At 68.5% G+C, this 17,336-nt stretch carries 22 protein-coding genes and 1 pseudogene; 13 read left to right on the top strand and 10 right to left on the bottom strand.

From position 1 onward, the window contains the following. Positions 1 to 987, top strand: a 987-nt coding sequence (locus tag Vqi01_RS21275) for a GlxA family transcriptional regulator (protein WP_239098561.1), incomplete at its 5' end; no start/stop codon positions are given. Positions 988 to 1,473: 486 nt separating this feature from the next. On the opposite strand, the gene Vqi01_RS21280 is transcribed toward Vqi01_RS21275, so the two are convergent. Further along, on the bottom strand, positions 1,474 to 2,538 hold the full coding sequence (locus Vqi01_RS21280; RefSeq protein WP_204036589.1) for an alpha/beta hydrolase: 1,065 nt from the start codon (positions 2,536 to 2,538) through the stop codon (positions 1,474 to 1,476). On the opposite strand from Vqi01_RS21280, the gene Vqi01_RS31355 reads away from it, so the two are divergent. From Vqi01_RS31355 to Vqi01_RS21290, 3 genes are read left to right on the top strand one after another with little or no spacing between them, the layout of a single operon-like run. Then, the gene (locus Vqi01_RS31355) at positions 2,519 to 2,647 is read left to right on the top strand and encodes a hypothetical protein (RefSeq protein WP_275408832.1); all 129 of its coding nucleotides are present in this window, start codon (positions 2,519 to 2,521) and stop codon (positions 2,645 to 2,647) included. The two genes, Vqi01_RS21280 and Vqi01_RS31355, sit on opposite strands and share 20 nt — an antisense overlap. Positions 2,648 to 2,665: 18 nt before the next feature. Then, positions 2,666 to 3,061 (top strand): TetR/AcrR family transcriptional regulator, encoded by a 396-nt coding sequence (locus Vqi01_RS21285; protein ID WP_204036590.1) that lies wholly within the window; start codon positions 2,666 to 2,668, stop codon positions 3,059 to 3,061. Positions 3,062 to 3,114: 53 nt separating this feature from the next. Further along, entirely contained in the window at positions 3,115 to 3,258 is a 144-nt protein-coding gene (locus Vqi01_RS21290; RefSeq protein ID WP_204036591.1) for a hypothetical protein, read from the top strand. Positions 3,259 to 3,381: 123 nt separating this feature from the next. On the opposite strand, the pseudogene Vqi01_RS31655 reads toward Vqi01_RS21290, so the two are convergent. Together Vqi01_RS31655 and Vqi01_RS21300 are read right to left on the bottom strand one after the other, a co-directional pair. After that, a pseudogene (locus Vqi01_RS31655) lies at positions 3,382 to 3,579 on the bottom strand (Tn3 family transposase); the annotation flags it as partial. A gap of 516 nt (positions 3,580 to 4,095) precedes the next feature. After that, positions 4,096 to 4,260, bottom strand: coding sequence for a hypothetical protein (locus Vqi01_RS21300; RefSeq protein WP_204036593.1), 165 nt, complete (start codon positions 4,258 to 4,260; stop codon positions 4,096 to 4,098). A gap of 258 nt (positions 4,261 to 4,518) precedes the next feature. On the opposite strand from Vqi01_RS21300, the gene Vqi01_RS21305 reads away from it, so the two are divergent. After that, a complete protein-coding gene (locus Vqi01_RS21305) occupies positions 4,519 to 4,689 on the top strand; it encodes a hypothetical protein (protein WP_204036594.1) in 171 nt (56 codons plus the stop codon). A 50-nt stretch (positions 4,690 to 4,739) separates the two neighbouring features. Continuing rightward, complete coding sequence (locus Vqi01_RS21310) at positions 4,740 to 5,264, top strand: DUF5956 family protein (RefSeq protein WP_204036595.1); 525 nt, start codon at positions 4,740 to 4,742, stop codon at positions 5,262 to 5,264. A gap of 347 nt (positions 5,265 to 5,611) precedes the next feature. On the opposite strand, the gene Vqi01_RS21315 is transcribed toward Vqi01_RS21310, so the two are convergent. Continuing rightward, positions 5,612 to 6,271: a TetR/AcrR family transcriptional regulator C-terminal domain-containing protein gene (locus tag Vqi01_RS21315; RefSeq protein WP_204036596.1), complete on the bottom strand. Its 660-nt coding sequence runs from the start codon at positions 6,269 to 6,271 to the stop codon at positions 5,612 to 5,614. 71 nt (positions 6,272 to 6,342) lie between these two features. On the opposite strand from Vqi01_RS21315, the gene Vqi01_RS21320 reads away from it, so the two are divergent. Then, positions 6,343 to 7,053, top strand: coding sequence for a DUF998 domain-containing protein (locus tag Vqi01_RS21320; RefSeq protein ID WP_204036597.1), 711 nt, complete (start codon positions 6,343 to 6,345; stop codon positions 7,051 to 7,053). Positions 7,054 to 7,828: 775 nt separating this feature from the next. On the opposite strand, the gene Vqi01_RS21325 is transcribed toward Vqi01_RS21320, so the two are convergent. Continuing rightward, entirely contained in the window at positions 7,829 to 8,548 is a 720-nt protein-coding gene (locus tag Vqi01_RS21325; RefSeq protein WP_204036598.1) for a TetR/AcrR family transcriptional regulator, read from the bottom strand. Positions 8,549 to 8,652: 104 nt separating this feature from the next. Here Vqi01_RS21325 and Vqi01_RS21330 point away from each other — a divergent pair, with 104 nt between their 5' ends. After that, entirely contained in the window at positions 8,653 to 9,855 is a 1,203-nt protein-coding gene (locus Vqi01_RS21330) for an FAD-dependent monooxygenase (protein WP_239098562.1), read from the top strand. 90 nt (positions 9,856 to 9,945) lie between these two features. Here the strand turns inward: Vqi01_RS21330 and Vqi01_RS21335 are convergent, their stop codons facing one another. Continuing rightward, entirely contained in the window at positions 9,946 to 10,425 is a 480-nt protein-coding gene (locus Vqi01_RS21335; protein ID WP_204036600.1) for an HNH endonuclease, read from the bottom strand. 257 nt (positions 10,426 to 10,682) lie between these two features. On the opposite strand from Vqi01_RS21335, the gene Vqi01_RS21340 reads away from it, so the two are divergent. Next, the gene (locus Vqi01_RS21340) at positions 10,683 to 11,276 is read left to right on the top strand and encodes a TetR/AcrR family transcriptional regulator (protein ID WP_204036601.1); all 594 of its coding nucleotides are present in this window, start codon (positions 10,683 to 10,685) and stop codon (positions 11,274 to 11,276) included. A gap of 11 nt (positions 11,277 to 11,287) precedes the next feature. Here Vqi01_RS21340 and Vqi01_RS21345 read toward each other — a convergent pair whose 3' ends face one another. Both Vqi01_RS21345 and Vqi01_RS21350 read right to left on the bottom strand, forming a co-directional pair. Continuing rightward, positions 11,288 to 12,067, bottom strand: a complete 780-nt coding sequence (locus tag Vqi01_RS21345) for an FkbM family methyltransferase (RefSeq protein WP_204036602.1) — start codon at positions 12,065 to 12,067, stop codon at positions 11,288 to 11,290. A gap of 55 nt (positions 12,068 to 12,122) precedes the next feature. Further along, positions 12,123 to 13,658 (bottom strand): ArnT family glycosyltransferase, encoded by a 1,536-nt coding sequence (locus Vqi01_RS21350; RefSeq protein ID WP_239098563.1) that lies wholly within the window; start codon positions 13,656 to 13,658, stop codon positions 12,123 to 12,125. A gap of 97 nt (positions 13,659 to 13,755) precedes the next feature. Here Vqi01_RS21350 and Vqi01_RS21355 point away from each other — a divergent pair, with 97 nt between their 5' ends. After that, the gene (locus Vqi01_RS21355; protein WP_204036604.1) at positions 13,756 to 14,226 is read left to right on the top strand and encodes a MarR family winged helix-turn-helix transcriptional regulator; all 471 of its coding nucleotides are present in this window, start codon (positions 13,756 to 13,758) and stop codon (positions 14,224 to 14,226) included. A 117-nt stretch (positions 14,227 to 14,343) separates the two neighbouring features. Here Vqi01_RS21355 and Vqi01_RS21360 read toward each other — a convergent pair whose 3' ends face one another. Both Vqi01_RS21360 and Vqi01_RS31360 read right to left on the bottom strand, forming a co-directional pair. After that, on the bottom strand, positions 14,344 to 15,012 hold the full coding sequence (locus tag Vqi01_RS21360) for a TOPRIM nucleotidyl transferase/hydrolase domain-containing protein (RefSeq protein WP_239098564.1): 669 nt from the start codon (positions 15,010 to 15,012) through the stop codon (positions 14,344 to 14,346). Positions 15,013 to 15,077: 65 nt separating this feature from the next. Then, on the bottom strand, positions 15,078 to 15,209 hold the full coding sequence (locus tag Vqi01_RS31360) for a hypothetical protein (protein WP_275408833.1): 132 nt from the start codon (positions 15,207 to 15,209) through the stop codon (positions 15,078 to 15,080). A gap of 119 nt (positions 15,210 to 15,328) precedes the next feature. On the opposite strand from Vqi01_RS31360, the gene Vqi01_RS31365 reads away from it, so the two are divergent. The 3 genes from Vqi01_RS31365 to Vqi01_RS21375 all read left to right on the top strand — a co-directional run bounded on the left by Vqi01_RS31365 (position 15,329) and on the right by Vqi01_RS21375 (position 17,269). Next, complete coding sequence (locus Vqi01_RS31365; RefSeq protein WP_275408834.1) at positions 15,329 to 15,697, top strand: recombinase family protein; 369 nt, start codon at positions 15,329 to 15,331, stop codon at positions 15,695 to 15,697. Between the two features lie 282 nt (positions 15,698 to 15,979). After that, a complete protein-coding gene (locus Vqi01_RS21370; RefSeq protein WP_204036605.1) occupies positions 15,980 to 16,567 on the top strand; it encodes a hypothetical protein in 588 nt (195 codons plus the stop codon). Between the two features lie 75 nt (positions 16,568 to 16,642). Further along, positions 16,643 to 17,269: a hypothetical protein gene (locus tag Vqi01_RS21375; protein WP_204036606.1), complete on the top strand. Its 627-nt coding sequence runs from the start codon at positions 16,643 to 16,645 to the stop codon at positions 17,267 to 17,269. Positions 17,270 to 17,336 lie beyond the last annotated feature (67 nt).

Consider the following 17,336-nt stretch of genomic DNA (forward strand, 5'->3'; position numbering starts at 1 on the left):
GGGCACCGCGTCGTCGTGATCGTGGACGAGAACTCGAATCCCTTCGAGCTCGGCTGCGCAACGGAGGTCTTCGGCCTGCATCGACCCGAGGTCGGCCGCGATCTGTACGACTTCCGTCTCTGCTCGCCCGAGCCGAGCACGCTGATGCGGGACGGCTTCTTCACTTTGACCGGGGTCTCCGGTCTGGAAGCGGCTGACACGGCAGACACCTTGATCGTCCCTAATCGGCCCGACACCGACGTGCCCCGCCGCCCAGCCGTACTCGACACCATCCGGCGAGCACACGCTCGCGGCACGAGACTGGTCGGCTTCTGCAGCGGCGCTTTCACCCTTGCCGAGGCCGGGGTGCTCGACGGACGCCGGGCGACCGCGCACTGGCAGTGGGCGGACTCCTTCCGGGACCGCTTCCCCGCCGTGCGGCTCGAAGAGAACGTACTGTTCGTGGACGACGGCGACATCCTCACTGCAGCGGGGAGTGCAGCCGCCCTTGATCTCGGGCTGCACATCGTCCGCCGAGACCACGGCATGCAGATCGCCAACTCGGTCAGTCGACGGCTGGTCTTCGCCGCGCACCGCGACGGCGGCCAGCGGCAGTTCATCGAGCGCCCCGTGCTCGACATTCCCGACGAGTCCCTCGCGCCCACCTTGGTCTGGGCCCAGCAGCGGCTCGACGCGCCGCTGACCGTGGCTGACCTGGCCAGGCACGCCTCGGTCAGCCCGGCGACGCTGCACCGCCGTTTCCAAGCACAATTGGGTACGACACCGCTGGCGTGGCTCACTCGGGAACGACTTGACCTGGCATGTCGGCTGATCGAGCTGGGTGAGACACGCCTTGAGGTGGTAGCGCGGCACAGCGGGATCGGCACCACCGCCAACCTGCGCACGTTGATGCGCCGAGAGACGGGGCTGACCCCCTCGCAGTACCGGCGCCGGTTCGGCCTCGCAGCGGTCGAGCCAGCAACTCCCGCAGTTGCTAGGCCTGCCTGATCGAAGCGCCTTGGGCGAGATGTTCGAGCTGCTCATCGGCTGACCGTCGATGCCGCCGGTGGAGCGGACCCGGGGTACGCCGGGCCGTCTCAGCACGGCGCCTCCGCGAGGACAACGTGATCCTCGCGCAGGTCGCCGACCATGGCGAACTCGGCTCGGTCGACATCGCAGCAGAGAGGGAGATCGTGGGAAAGATCGGGACTGTACAAATTATTTGTACAGTCCCGCAGGCCGAGCCGCCGCAGCCACGTCCCCGAATGTCTCGGTCCCGGAGTGCCCTGGTTACAGCCGTGGAGCATTGGCTGCGAGCCGGTCGGCGAGCCAGTCGAAGATTACGCCGGCGGTGTAGCTGATGTTGCCGATGCCGACGTGGTTGTCGGCTCCGGCGTCACGGGGTAGCAGCTGGAAGGTGGCCGGACCGGTGACATTCGCCGCGAACAGCTGGGCTTGTGTGATGGCCTCAGCTCCTTCGCCTTCGCCGCACAGTCAAAGGGTGGGACAGCGAATGTCGGTCTCCAGGCTGTCGAGGGTGAACTGGCCGCACCGGTGCAGGAAGTCTTCGATGGTCGTCGCGGCGGTCGTCCACAGCATCGAGTTCTCGATTGCGGCTTGCATTGACCAGTCCCGGCGCGTCACGATCGCGACCGCCCGATTCAGGTGCCGGGCCACAAGGCCGCGCAGGGCCGCTGGGACTTGGTCGAGGATGCCGGCGGTCATGAGGGCGCGCATGTCGCGGATCGGTGCGTTAGCCACAAGTGCTGCATACCGGTGGTCGCGCGCGGCGGCGCGGGAGGCGAGGTATCCGCCGAAACTGACGCCGTAGAGCGCCACCCGGGCGGGGTCAACGTCAGGCCGGGCGGCGATGAAGTCCAGCAGGGCGGCGAAAACGGTCTCGCTGTCTTGCCGGAAGGTGAGGTCGGGGTGGCGGTGCAGCACACCGCGCTGCCCAGGGCCGTGGAACACCAGGACGTTGAGGCCGCGACGCAGCGCCTCCGGAACACCAGCGAAGAAGTAGCTCTCCTCGCCGAAGCCGTCACCGCCCCCGGAAAGAATGACGGTAGGCGCAGCCGTTCCTCGGTCGGCGCAGGCGAAGAAGTAGCCCGGCAGCATGATGTCACCTTCGTACGGCACGGCCACCTTCTCCACTCGAAAATCGAATAGCGGCAACGCCGCGTCGAAGCTGGCGACGCTTTCCTCATACAGTTCGCGGTGGGCCACGGCACCATCACGCAGCCGGTCGAAGAAGAACTCGGCCGATCGCAGGTAGTTGTACGAGCGCAGGAACTGTGAGCGTGCCGTGTGGCGGTGACCAGCGTCCAGTGCCTCTTGCCCACGCCCGAAGGCGTGCCGTCCGGCGTAGTGCCATGCTGCTACCCAGGCGGGACGGTCTCCGCCACGCCGCCGGAAGTCCGCCACCGTCGACAGCAATTCGCCGACGGCGGCACCGCCGTAGGTGGCGTATGCGGGTGCCCGCTCGATCTGGAAGTCGAGCATTTCGCTGCGGGCCAAACCCAACCGCAACGTCCCACCGATGCTGAAGTCGCGTGCCATCATCCATCCCTTCGATTGGGGCAAAGTCGATGCCCCGAACCGGGTCGGCTCCAGCGTCGACCACAATCAGGAGGACGGCCATCAGCAGATCATCGATCCTGTTGCGTAGCGCGACACAGGAGGGGAAATGTCGCAGACGACCGGTGACCTCCGCACCGCGCGCACCCGTAAGGCGATCGTCGAAGCGTTCGCCGCTCTCGTACGCGAGCAGGGCTTCGACCAGGTGACTGTGGGAGAGATCGCCCGCCGGGCGATGGTGAACCGGGCAACCTTCTACCGCCACTACCGCGACAAGTACCACCTGGTGGAAGACATCTTCGAGCACATGACCCGCGCACTGCTGGCCGAACTGGGCCCGCCAGGAGCGCTGCACCCAGCCGACCGGATCGCCACCTGGGCCACGCTATTCACCCACATCGGCCGCCGCGCCGACATTTACGGGCCGCTGTTGGGTTCTCATGGCGGCCCTTGGTTCGCCGCCCGCCTACGCGAACACTGCGTCGAACTTGCCGCCAGCGGCTGACGGCCATCTCTGGCATAGTCATCCCGGATGCCCAGCAAATTCCGCTGGTCATGGTGGCCAGCCAGCTGGTCGGCGCGATCAGCTGGTGGCTGGAAAACCGCCAGCCAGTCTCCGCCAGGCAGATGGCCGACGCGTTCGTCCGCGTCACGTCCTACGGATATTTCCAGGCGCTCGGACTCGGTGACCTCCTCACATAGAGGACGCCGAATCAGTGGGCACTACCCGGCCAGCGTCGACCGCAGTCGCCCTGGCGCTACCGGGCACGGCCGTAGTCGTGGCAGGGTTTCGATGTCCTTGGCGCGCATCCGATCCCCGGGTTTGGCGGGATCGCGCAATGGACGCAGCCGCGGCCCATCGCCGGGCTTGGGGAAGCTGTAGCGGCCCAGCATGTTGATGTGAGCATACGCCAGCGGCGACAGGCGGGCTGCGTCCTTGTCTCTGACTGGATAACCCTTGGCGCGCAGCAGGTTTACGGCCAGGTCGATGTGGCGGGTGTTCCAGAGCACGATCGCGTTGAGGCCCGCCCGTAACATCCAGCCCAAAAACAACGCTCAGGAGTTGATCTAGCGCGAGGGCCGCCAGCGGCTGTTCGAGAATCGATGATTTCCTGAACGGGGGTGGCGATCCAGGCTCGCTCCGTGCTGCGTGAGCTGCCCACCGATGCCGACCTGCAGGCGGTGACAGCCGTGGTGGGACTGATGCTGAGGCAATGGTGGGGCACCCCAACCGGAGGTTGGTGCTGCACGAGGCGGTGGAGCGGCTGCGCGATGCGGCGATCCGCCGGCGGGCGATGGTGGAGCACTGCTGTCGCAGGTTGAGTCGCTGAGGGCCTGACGACTTCCCGCAGAATCACCCACAAGAAGTACGACGCTGCACCATCCCCAAGAGCAGAAATGCGGCGGGCCGGGACAGCTGGCAGCCATTAGTAGCGCCGATTTCTGCGCCGAAAGATTGGCCCTATAGGTGGCGTTTCGATACGGCTGGAGTGGCCTCTGACCACTGCCGTTGCGCGCCGAGCGATGGTTGGGCTTGGGTTATCCGGTCGCCAACTGTTCCACTGTGGTCAGGGGGACAGCGTGGAACCCGCCGCCAGATGCTCGGGCGTAGGAGTCGCTGCCGGGGATCTCGGCGAGCTTGCCGGTGAAGGGCTGCGAGGGGAGGCCGGTGGTGTCCCAGCAGCCTGCCTGGCTGAAGATCACCTGGTTGTTGACGAGGGGGGCGATACGCAGGATCGGGCCGATTTCTGTGCCTGTCTGCTTGGCTGGCCAGGCGATGGCGAACAGGCTGCCGTCCTGGGCCCACAGTGAGCCCGCGTCGGCACCTGGGATCGGTGCTGAGAGACCAAGTCCGCTGTTCAGCCAGGCTGTGCTGTCTGGCGTAATCGTCGGGCCGCTGAGGTGCGCACGGTTTTCAGGAGCATTTCGTGATACACCTGGCCCTCGGTTGCGGTCTTCCCGGTGAGTGTGCCGTTGCCCACGATGATCGACGCGCCGCCCTGGCCCACCCACCACGAGAACGTGCACTTCTACGGCACTCACTCCGTCGGCATCGACGGCGAACTCGCCCAACTCGACGCCGACGGCTACCGGCCGCTGCGTCTGCCTGACGCCCCGGATGCCGGGTCCTGACCTCACCGAACGGCACCGGCCACGGTGAGGTGCGGACGTACAGTGCGGGGATGGACACCGCCTACGACTGGGGCCTGGACCAGCCTCCCGACCCGGCCGCCGAGCACGCCGGCGAGGCGGACGGACTGACCCCGGAGCAGCTGCCGGAGGTGCGGAAGCTGACCGCGCAGGGCTGGCAGCTGGCACCGGACGCGCCGTTGTACGCGTTCCTGCCGGCAGTATGGCCGCGGGAATCGCGGACCTGGGTTCCGGACCGGGCCACGCGCTACGAAACCTGGTACGAGCAGGACCCGAAGACGCGCACGGTGCTGCGCGCCGAGACTCGCCAGGTCGGCCCGGCGATGATGACCGAGATCGATGACGACCATGACTGGACATTGGCCCGCGTCGGGATCACCGGGCGCCCCCGTGGGCGGCTGTGGCTGCTCAAGCCGCCGCGCGGCCACGGCAGCATCGACGCGGTCCTCGACCATGTGTGGCAGCACGCGCAGCAGCAGGGCATCGATGTGACGATGAGCGAGCCGTTCGTGGAGTTGACCGTCCGCATCGTGCGAGGCGATGCCGCCACCCCCTGACCTGGCCACGCTGTTCTCATCCACGCCGATCCCGCCGGCATCATGCGGGATCGGGCGGCCACTCGTGGCGGCCACCCGATCCGTCGTCAACGGTTGGTCAGGCCCAGGGGACCTGGTAGTAGGGGGCTTTCGGCGTCCGGCCCACATACTGATTTGCCGAATTCGGTGCATTCGCCGATCGACGCGGCTCTTGCAGGCGCTTGGCGCCGTAAGAGGTTCCGGAATCGATTGACGCAGTCTCCGGCTTGTGGTGTGTTTCGCCGCGCAGGATCTTCCGGCGGGAGCAACGCGGCCGACGGGGGCTTTATTTAGGTCATCACACCCTGGGCTGTGTGGCTGTGTGGCGGCTAGTGTTGCCGGCTAGCGGTGCGTTGCAGCAGCGCCTGCATGCCGTCGATGAGCATTGCGACGCCTTGCTCGAACGCTTCGTTGCTCTCCGGTGGTCCGCCTTCGCGGATAGCCGCCGCCAAGGTGGGCGTGTTCTGGATCGCTGAGCCTGGTGATGTCGGCAGGTCCGGCTGGGGTCGGCGTCGGGCTGACTGCTCCTCCATGACGAACCCCGTGACGTAGTGCCCAATGGCGGTGATCGAGCGGAGCGCCTGGGCGGGTGTGAACCCGGCGCTGACGAGGGGCTGCAGTTCGGCTTCTGCCTGCCGGGCGATGGCTGGCCCGGGTCTGGTGCCGGCGACCAGTCGAGCACCGTCACGGCGGGACAGCAGCAGTTGGCGGCGCTCCCTGGCGCGTCGGGCGGTCCACTGCGGCCACGATTCGTCGTCGCGTGGCGAGCTCGTCCGCATTGCTACCTGAAGCTCCTGCGCCATCAGGTCGAGCAGTTCCTGCTTGTTGCGGAAGTGCCAGTACAGCGCAGGCGACTGCACGCCCAGTTCCGCCGCCAACCGCCGCACGGTCAACCCGTCAAGCCCGACCTCGTCGAGCAGAGCGAGTGCGGTAGCGGCGACGCTCGCCCGGTCGAGTCCGGCGGGGCGAGATCCGGTCCTGCCCTCCATGAGTTGACACCTTAGCAACGATCGAGCTACCTTAGCGCCGATAAGGGCTTAGCGGCGATAAGGAGCATGTGATGGTTGACGATGTGGGCGCGGCCCGACGCCAGCGTTGGCTGCTGGCCTGCGGTTTTGCGCCGCTGCTGTTCCTCGTCGTGATCCTCGTCCAGGGCGCGCTTCGCCCCGGCTACGACGCGATCAACCGGTGGGGCAGTGAGCTGAGCAACGGCGACTGGGGCTGGGTGCAGATCGCGAACTTCGTGATCACCGGCGTGCTGACGATCGCCTTTGCCGTCGGTGTGCGCACTGCGCTCCACGATGGGCCGGGGTCGAAGGTGATCCCCTGGCTCACCGGCGTGCTCGGCGCCGGCCTGATCGTCGCAGGGGTCTTCGTCACCGACCCGAATCCCGGATTTCCGCTCGGCTCGACACCACCCACCGAGCCCACCATCCATAGCTGGATCCACAACCTGAACCTGTTCCCGACCTGGGCAGCGCTGACCGCAGCGATCCTCTGCACGGCATACCGTGCGATACTGCGCCGAGAGGGCCTGGCCTGGATCCTGCTCACCGTCGCCGCGGGCATCCTCACGCCGGCAACCATGTACGTCGCCGCCCAGCACTTCGACATGGACACCCTGACCGGCACCGGCCACGGCCTCTGGCAACGAATCAGCCAAGCCGCAGCGTTTGGCTGGTACGCGGTATACGCGGCGCGACTCCTACGCGCCGCGCCGGCTGCCGACACCGCCACGACCGGCCAACAGGCCAACGCATCGACCAAATAGACGCGCGGCTGAGCAACTCCCGACACGCCCGCACCCGTCGACTGCAACCCGCCCATCATCAAGATCAGGTGCAAGCATCTGCCGCCGACATGGGGCACCAGTCGTCCGGACACCCTCACGGTCAGTACGGCATCCAGATCGCCCGCCGCGTCATCAGACGGTGATCGTGTGCAGATCTCGCCGCCAGCACCATGCTCCGTGTGACTCACCGTGATTGCGGACGAGCCATGAACGCGAATACAAGACAGTTGGATTACACGACCCTGCCAGTCGGGCGGGCCAGTAGGGCGGCGCGTTGCCGCCGCCCGGCTCGCCGAGGGGCTTCGGCAAGGCCCTTCGTCAACTTGGATGAGAACTCGCCACGAGTCCCGCCACCGACACGGCGTACTCGCCAGTCTCTCTGAGACTCGACATCACTCTCTTCGGGGGAAGCGATCGGAACCGCGCCGACCCTGTTTACCGGATTACCGGTTACAGCAATCCGATAAACAATCGCCATGAAACGGACATATCAGGAATGCATCATAATGACAGTTAAGGTGCGTAAGCGCCTAGGATGGTGCTGATCGATCGATTACCAGAGGTTGCCCTCGCTGGGCTTCTGACCGATGGCTCGCCGGATCAAGGCGGCGAGCTCGCTCGGACCCCCGGTCGAACCGGGCTACCGGTGATTCATGCCTGCTGGCACGCTCGGGTCCCGTACGCCCCGGACCGGCATGGGAGCAGTCACCCGACGAGAAGTCCCGGTCGAACCCTCAGGATGGCCAGGCCGCGCTCAACGTGCGCGCTGGTCGATGAGTACGGCCAAGCCATCCAAGATCCGCTGCAGGCCGAAATCCCATGCCTGATCTTGCCCGTCGGACTGGGCGGCTGAAGCGAGGGCCGCAGTGAGCGCCGGGAATCGCTCGCCGTGCGCCTGCATCAGATCGCTGAGGATGGCGCCCACTTGGGCTTCGGGGTTGCCTGCGGGACCTGCCGCACGGGCCTGCTGGGCGATGCCGCGTACGTGACCGGCCAGCAGGACAGCGGCGTCCATCCGCTCGGCACCGCTCAAACCGGTGCCGTCCAGGGCGGACACGGCACGCTCCAGCCAGGACAGCTCACCAGGCCCCATGATCCGCGGCCCGACAGTGGCGTCCAGTGCCCAGGAGTGCTGACGAAAGACAGCGAGCAGCTGGTGGGCCCATTCTTCCAGCTGCTCACGCCAGCCACCACGCCGCGCCTCCGCCGCCGCCGCGTGGGAGCCGATCGCGGCATCCACCATCAGAGCGACCAGCTCGGCTTTGCCCGGCACGTACCGGTACAGCGCCATCTTGGTCACGCCCAGTTGCGCGGCGACCCGCTGCATGGACACATCGGCCAACCCCTCCGAGTCGGCGATCTCGATCCCGGCCCGCGCGATGCGGTCCAGGTCGAGTGTCGGCCTCGGGCCTCGCGCGGGCTTGGGGTGCGGACCCCACAGCAGTCGCACCACCTCGGCGTGCTCGCCACCCATGTCTGCCACCCCTCATGGTCTGGCCTCGCCGCATTAACTGTGTCTAGAGTACACAGTGAAAATTAGTGTCCATGGGACACAGTTTTTTGAGCGGAGGGAAACCCATGACCAGGAACGTCCTCATCTCCGGTGCGAGCATCGCCGGCCCGGCGCTGGCCTACTGGCTGGGACGCCACGGCTTCCAGCCCACCGTCGTCGAAGTGGCCCCGGCTCTGCGCCAGGGCGGTCAGGCCGTCGACTTCCGTGGCGAAACGCATCTGACCGTGCTGGAACGCATGGGCCTGCTTCCCGAACTGCGGCGCATCCAGACCGGCGGCAGCCCGATCCGCTTTGTTGATGAACGCGGCCGCACGCTGCTGGACCTGCCGGCCGAGTTCGCCGGCGGCGAGATAGAGGTGCTTCGCGGAGACCTGGCCCGAGTGCTCTACGAGCACAGCGCCCCCTACACCGAGTACATCTTCGGCGACTCGATTGTCAGCCTCACCGAGACCTCCTCCGGCGTGCGGGCCGACCTCCAAAGCGGAATCTCGCGCGACTTCGACCTGGTCATCGGCGCGGACGGATTGCATTCCAACGTCCGTCGCCTCGCCTTCGGGCCGGAGGAGGACTACGTGAGCCACCTCGGCTACTACGCCGCCACCTGGCAGTTGCCCAACGTCCTGAAGGTGGGAGAGAAATCCGTCGGGTACAACGTGCCGGGGCGGCTGGCCTCCATCGGCAGCGACCACCGGGATCCGGCACGGGCAGGGGCATTCTTCGTCTTCGCCGCGCCGGAGCTGTCGTATGACCGCCACGACCCCGAACAGCAGAAGCGCCTGATCGACAACGCGTTCTCCGGCCTCGGCTGGGAGGTGCCCCGCCTGCTCGCCTCACTGCACCAGGCCTCCGACTTGTACTTCGACTCGATCAGCCGGGCGGACGTGGAAACCTGGTCCACAGGGCGCGTGTGCCTCGTTGGCGACGCCGCCTGCGGAGCCACCATCGGCGGCATGGGCACGGGAACCGCGGTGGTCGCCGCGTACGTCCTGGCCGGCGAACTCGCGCGAGCCCAGGGCGATCACCGAACGGCCTTCGCCCGCTACGAGAGCAGGCTCCGCAAGTACGCCGAGGGCTGTCAGGCAGGCGGCGACCGCACCGGGAAGTTCCTCGCCCCCGCCACCGCCACCGGCATACGCCTCCGCAACGCCCTGCTGTCCCGGCGCCTGTTCCTGAACGGCATGCTCAAGCTGGGCGAGAAAGTCAGCAGCACCGTGGCCCTGCCCGACTATCTAGCCGCATCAGCTGGTGACTGGCGCGGTCTTCACTGAGGGAAGGCCCTGCGGTGGCGGGGGGCCAGCGACTCCCATAAATGAGCCAATCGGTGTCTACGGATTCGACGGTGAGCCCTTCCGCACACATCACCGGGTGGGGGCCGACGGCGTCCGCCCGTACGCCGTGCGCGCTTCGGCGACCTCGGCGGCCTGGCGTGCGCGCCAGCGCTGCTGTGCCTGCCGGTTGCAGATGCGGCAGACCCGCCGGAAGCGGCCGGTGGCCGGGTCGATCTCCCGGTCGTGGCCGTTGCGGCACTGCGGGCGCTGGGCGCGGTCGCGGCAGTTGTCGGCGCGGCTGCGCTGGCGTAGGTGGCTGGGCTCGATGCAGTCCGGCGCACCGCAGTCGTGGTGGACCTCGAGAGTGGGGTCGTAGCCGCCGACGAAGACCACGTACGCCGCGATGTGCGCCCACGCCCGGCCGGCGAGTTTCTGGTACACGCCGCGCTGGGCGCCGTAGCCGCGCACGATGAGACATCCGTTTTCGGCGCGTGTGGCGCGGCTCAGCAGGTGAGCCCGGAGCGTCTCCTCGGTGAAGTGTCGCGACAGGCCCTTGATCTGGAACAGCACCGGGCCAGGGTATGCCTCGGGTGCGAGCGGGCCAAGACGGCCTTCACGGCCCGCACGAGCGCCTCACCGTCGTCTCCGCCCTGGCTCCGTGCCGGCGAGCAACGGCGGCGCCTCGCCAGCCGGTGATCGGTCGACCGTCCCACCTGGGGATCAGGTAGCGATCCAGCCCCAGCGGGGTGGCGAAGTACGCGACCAGGGAGATGTGGATGAACTAGTACGGTGTGCTATCGGAGGTCGACGGAAGAGACAGGTGGACGATGGGTGATCGGCGGGAGCAGATCTTGCGCGCGGCGACGGAGATCGCCGCCGAGCGTGGCCTGGCCGCGTTGACCGTACGCGCCGTCGCCGCGCGCGCCGGCATCGGCGCGAGCACCCTGCGGCACTACTTTCCGACCCAGCGCGCCCTCCATCAGGCCGTGGTCGACCAGAGCCTCGACGCCGAACTGCTCGACCTGCGCATCGGCGACCGCACGGTGCCGGCGGCGGCCCGGCTGACCGAATGCCTGGCCCAGTTCCTTCCGACGACTGCCGACAGCCGGGTCGAGTTGGAGAACTGGCTCGCGCTCTACGCCTCGGCGCTCGGTCCGCAGCGCACCGAACAGGCTCGGCGGTTGCTGTCCGGGATGACCGCCCGTGCGCTCGACCGGGTCGACACCTGGCTGGCCACGCTGGAGGCCGAGGGGGCACTACGTCACCCGGATCGGCTGCGTCACGCCACCGTGCTGCTCGCCCTGATCGACGGTCTCTGCCTGCAACTGCTCGCCGCCGAATCGGGGGCAGGCGTGGCGGAGGCGCACAGCATCCTCGCTGAGGCGGTCGACCGGCTGGTAACCGTCAGCCCGCCCGACTGATCGCCGCTCGGTCAGGTCGGTGTCGGTACGCAGTACACGTCGCCGGAGTTGGCCTCGTGCGGCAGCGTGAGCAAATGGGTGGCCATCTCCTCGGCGCTGGCCCACCGTCCGAGGGTCAACGCCTTGTCGTCACCGAGCGCCACGTCGAAGCCGCCGAAGCCGAGCGCGGTGAGCCGGTCCAGGCAGCGCAGTGCCACCGTACGGCCGATCGTGGTGAACTCGAACGACAGCGCCGGCAGCGGGCGACTCAGGCCGGCGAGGACGGCGTCCTCGAAGCCCTCCACGTCGATCTTGACGAAGGTGGGCGTGCCGTGTTCGGCGATGAGCGCGTCGACGGTGGTGACCGGGACCTCGATCCGTCCGTCCCACACCTGGCCCTCCCAGCCGCCGGCGCCGGCCGCCGCCGCCACGAAGTCGGCCGAGGCGGTGGAGACGGTCGGGTTGGCGGAGTTGACCAGGAACCCGACCCGACCCGGCTGCGCCCCGCAGGCCGCCTCGATGAGGGTGACCTGGTCATCGTCGGCGTAGATGGCGCGCAGCGCCCGCAGGCACAGCGGTTGCGGTTCCACGGCGACGACCCGGGCGCCGAGGCGGCGGAAGCAGCCGATGTGGTCACCCACGTGCGAGCCGATGTCGAACACCAGGTCGCCGGGGCGTACGAAACGGGCGTAGAAGGCGTCCATCGCCGCGTCCCGGTCGGGATCGCCGTAGTAGACCTCCAGCGAGCGGCGCAGCGCGGCGGTGGCCGGGTCGGCCTTGAGCGCCTCGACCGCGGCGCAGTGGGTACCCATCGCAGCACCCTAACCCGCCGGTGGGGCCCGCCGTGGCCGTGCGGGCGGCAGCCGGTCACCCCGTGTGACGTACCTCGGTGTGCCAGATGTCGGCCCACGGGCGGCGCAGCCCTCGGCACAGCCAGATCGGCCCGCCGTTCTCGTCGTTCTCCACCGCCACCTGCTGGTCCACCCGTCCGGCGAGGGTGACGTCGGTGAACCAGGCCCGCAGCTGATCCGGTCGCGACCAGCCCACGGCGATCACCACGTCGGCGTCGTGCGGTGGCCGACCGAAGTCGGCCATGCTGTTGTGCCCGGAGTACGCGGCGGGCAGCCCGCGCTGCGGGCCGTAGCGGGCCACCGCGCCGGCCTCGCCGTAGTTCGCGGTGAGGATGACCGCCCGGGCCTGCTCCTCGGCCGGCAGCTCACGGTGCACGGCGGCGAGCGAGTCGGCGAACGCCGGCCAGCCGATGGTCTCGCCAGCGTCGTAGTTGACGGCGACGACGAATCCGGGCAGCCGCTCGGCCGGCAGCAGGGGCAGCAGCAGCACCGCGTTGCTGGCGGTGGTGAGCACGACCACGGCCACCAACAATCCCCGGCGTACGCGACTGCGGGCCGCCCATCCGGCGGCGACGACCGCACCGGCGGCGGTGAGCACCAACAGCAGCGGGGCGTCGTAGTAGCCCTTGCCTCCGGCCAGCAGCACGACGCCGGCGACCACCGGCCAGGCCCAGCCGAGCGCCCGGTAGCCGCGCCAGGTCGGTCGGCGCAGCAGGGCGAGCAGCCCGGCCACCCAGATCGGCACGACGAACGGACTGATGATCACGAAGTGGAGCAGCAGGGCGTCCAGCCGGCCGCTGTAGGAGCTGTCACCATCGGAGATCGTCGCCGCGACCCCCAGTTGGGGGAACCCGTTGGCCGCCTGCCAGGTCAGGCTCGCGGCGGCGAGCAGCCCGAACAGTCCGGCGGCGGCCAGCACCCAGCGCTCGCGCAGCAGTCGGCGCGGTCCGGCGAGCGCCAAGGCGGTCACCAACCCCACGGCGAGCAGCGCGGGCAGCAGCTTGTTGAACATGCCGATGCCGAGGACCGCCGCGACCGCGAGGGCCCACCGGCCGTCCCCGGTGCGCAGCAGCCGTACGGTGAACAGCGCGGCGGCCAGCCAGACCACCAGGTCGACGGTGCTGGTGCTGAGCAGGTGGCCGGTGGCCAGGACGATCCCCGAGGTGGCGCCGAGCAGGGCGGCGAACGTCTGGGTGCTCCGGTCGGCGCCGAACTGCCGGGCGATCGCGGCGACCAGCAGCACCGCGCCACCGGCCAGCAGCGCCGACGGCGTACGCAGGGCGAGCAGGCTGCCGGGCGCGACCGTGTCGGCCAACCGGGCCAGGGCGGGCACCAGGGGCCCCTGGTCGACGTAGCCCCAGTCGAGGTGACGGCCGGCGAGCAGGAAGTACAGCTCGTCGCGGTGGTAGCCGTAGCGGGGCGCCAACCCCAGCAGGACCAGGGTCGTCGCCCCGGCGACGAGCCAGGGTGTGGTGCTCGGGGGACCGGGTGTCGGGCCTGTCGGATGTTGGTGAGCGGTACGGCTGCGGCGGTGCGGAATTGCCGTGGTCACGGTGACATTGTGGGCCGGGCCCACCATTGCGGGAATCCCCCGATGGTCGGTGACGGGGCAACGATCCCGCCTGAGAATATCTTGTTAGCCTCGGTGCATGGACCTCCCGTCGCCGGGCCGCCCGTCGGACCTGATGTTCCTGCTCAGCTGGGCCAGTCACGCGCTGCGGGCCGAGCATGCCGCGGGTCTGGCCGAGTTGGGCATCTCGCCCAGGGCGTACGGTGTCCTGCTGCGCGCCCACGACGGTGGTCTCACCCAGCGCCAGATCGGCGAGTCATGCGGGGTCGACAAGACCACCATGGTGGTGACTCTGGACCAACTGGAGGCGGACGGCCTGGCCCGACGCGTGCCCGCGCCGGCCGACCGGCGGGCCCGGCTGGTCGAGCTGACCCCGAAGGGGGAGCAGGTGCTCGACGAGGCCCGGCAGGTCTCCGCCCGCATCCAGGCGGACGTGCTCGCCGCGCTGCCCGAGGCCGAGCGCGAGGTGTTCCTCCGGGCCATCCAGCGTCTGGTCAGCGAGCGGCTCGCCGGCCCCGGAGCGTGCGGGCCTGCCGGCTCGGTCTGTTGACACTCCGCCCCGGAGCGCTCGTGCTGAAGGCGCCTGGGAGTTGCCGTCCTGGCCTCGTCCCGGTGTGGCTACTCACCGAGCGGACACGGCAACGACAGTTGCCATCTGGGTAGGCGTTCACACGGCGGTGAGCAGCGCGTCGAGCGGTCGCGGCACAGCGTTGCGGTCGACTGCCGCTTCGACGAGCAGGCGTGCGTAGCGCAGGTTGCGGTGCGAGCTGCTGCGCAGGAAACGCCACAGTTGCGTTTCGGGCTTTCGGCCGCGCCAGGCGGGCTGACCCTGAAATGATCGGAACGATCGGAGGTCGCCCTGAGAGTCGAGGAGAGCTTCGATCTCTGTCGTACCCAGGGCGTGAATCAACTCCTCCTCCAAGTCGTTGACGCAGACGTAGAACCCGAGGTGCTCCATGTCGGTGCGTGTGCGGAGTGAAACGGCCTGGGTCATGTTCAGGCCGCGCCGGAATACCTGTTCCTCACGCAGATCGCACAGACCGGCAAGTCGCACCCGGGCGCGCAAGGGCGCCAACCTGTTCAGGAAGCGACCGATCGCGTGCGCCCCGCCGATCGGGACGATCACGACTCGCTCTGCCTCGAGATCCCGGCCGCGGCCTGCTGCGGCCGTTTCCAGTGCGAGCTGGTCGCTGATGCCCTCGACGAGCACCACGACGGCAGCGGATTCGACCTTCGCCAGGGCGCGTTCCGTCGCTCGGATCGAGGCGGCGTTGCCGCCCAAATGGCCATCGATCGCGCCGGCGGTGATCAGGTTAACGCGTCGAGTCGTGGCCATGGCCGCAATCATCGTTGATACGCCTGTCTCCTGACGAGGGAGTTGGAGCGGCGATGGGGACGAGCCTAGGTGGTCGGGGCGCGCAGCCTCCGCAGCCAGTTGATCGCCTCCGTTCCGTCGGTACGGCGGTATCCGATCGATCGGGGCACCGCCATCACGGCGAAGCGGCGATCGGCGAGCACAGAGCCGGTCGGCATCGGCCGAGACGGCCCATGAGGACCAACGGCCGGAGATCCGGCGGTAAGCGGTTGGAGACCGGGCTCCCGTCCCGGAAACGCTCCTTTGCGGGACGGCGGTCAGGCGAGGTCGCCTGGCCGTGTCTGCGCAGGACGCCGAGTCCCGAAACTCGTCCCGAAACAGGCACGCCCGTGACATCACCCTGGAGATCCTGGCGGGCATCTGTGCTGGCGTGCACCGCCCTGGTGGGGCGACCCTCGCTGACCGGCTACTGTTCGCCGTCGCCGCCCTGGCCGCCGAGATGGAACGCGAGCTCATCCGAGAACGCACCCTGGACGGCCTGCGAGCCGCGGCCGCAGCCGGTCGCCGCGGTGGGCGCTCCGTCGCCTGTGACGAAGACGTCCTGGCAGTCGCTCGCGCCCGGCAGCAGCGCGGAGAGTCGGTTACCGCCATCGCCAAGCACCTCGGCATCGGCCGGTCCACGCTCTACCGAGCCCTACAGGAATAGATTGTGACCTGCATCACACAACGGATCGGCGAGATCCCGAGTAGCACGTAGAGTGACTTGCTGATTGCAATCTGCGAGTAAGGCTCAGGTGCGCTGTTGACTCTGAGCTACGTCCATCGCTGGCGCCAGTCTGGTCCGCCCCCATTGAGGCGGCGGCGGGGCAGCGGGATTTGTCGATGGTCTGATACGAAGGCCGGACCCGGATGCATGGGCGGCTGCGGTGATTGGGCACCGCAGCCACCGTATCCGCGCGAAGTCCAGTCCCGTTCAGAAGGAGGACCTATGCGGTTCCGAGCAAGTCTACGTGCCGCCGTGGTGGTGGCCGGTATGGCGCTGGCCGCCGGTTTGTCGCCCGCCGCCGCTCACGCGGCCGCGCCCGAGGCGCAGCCTGACCCGGCGTCCACCTACATCGTCACGCCGATGAAGCGAGTCGGCGTCGATCACAAGATCGCCGAGGCCAACGGCTACGAGGTCCGCGTCGACAGCAACGGCGTCGAGTACGCCGTCAAGAAGGGGGCAATCACCCCGCTCAACGAGGTGCCCGGCGAGTGTGGCAGCTCGTTCGTCTACTTCACGGCGGTGGACACGAGCAAGCACTACACGTCCATCTACACCGGCTACTCGATCCGCAGCGACTGGCCGGGCGCGGTCTACACGCACTGGGCTGTCGGCGTGATCGACAACTACGGGTCGAGCACCAAGAGCTGGGATGATCCCTCCACGCCGACGCACTTCTGGGCGAAGACCAAGGGCTTCACCTCCAGCGGCCCTGGCTGGGCCTACGCCGATGTCCTCCTGGGCAGCATCGCCACCCTCGGCAACGGCACCATCTGCTACTCCCACGGCCCCTCCGCCAGCGCATACTTGTAGCCACCCGAGCCGCGGCAACGGGTAGGCCGCGGCACGAGACCACGGACAGGTGAGGGAGCCTTCAGCATGGCGCAAATGCCCGGACAGCCAGGTCCGCACGACCCCAGCGGAGCGTTGACACCGCCCACGCCGGAGGAGATCTACGGCTGGCTCGGGGTCAGGTTCGCCATGCTGGAGGCCCCCCACCATCGCGCTCACGTGGTCGGCTGGCATGGGGAGACCACCCTCGCCGACGCGCACGGTGTCGCCCGCGATCTGGGCCGGCTGAGGCCCGTCGAGGTCCGCATCGGTCACGAACTCGACGACGACACCACCGTCGATGTCACCACAGTCCGCGACGACACCGGGGGTGCCTCGGTGGTGCACCACCTGTGGACCAGCCTGATCAACTACCAGCTCGCACTGGCAGGACGCCGGGGCGCGCCCCCTTGGGGCAGTGGCCCGCCACCGCCGCAGTACGTCGACCGGCTCGACACCAACAACCCGCCCGAGCCCGTCGGAACCCGGACGCTGTCCGTGGACGGCAGGGACGCCACGGAATGGGTCTATCTTGCCTGCCAGGACATGGCCACCGGAGCGTCACTGGCCGCCTGTGGGGGCCACGTTGGCACCTCGTTGGTCATGGTCACTGGACCGCAGGACGCCGTCATGACCGCAGAACTGCGCATGTTGCCCCAGCCCGACCTACTCGCCAGCGTCTGACGTCGCGCTGCCGTGTGCGGACACCGTGCCGGTTAGCATGGCGCGACGGTCGGCGTGTCGATGGCAT

Origin of the sequence: Micromonospora qiuiae (genome assembly GCF_016863555.1) — a bacterium.
Classification (GTDB): Bacteria; Actinomycetota; Actinomycetes; order Mycobacteriales; family Micromonosporaceae; genus Micromonospora; species Micromonospora qiuiae.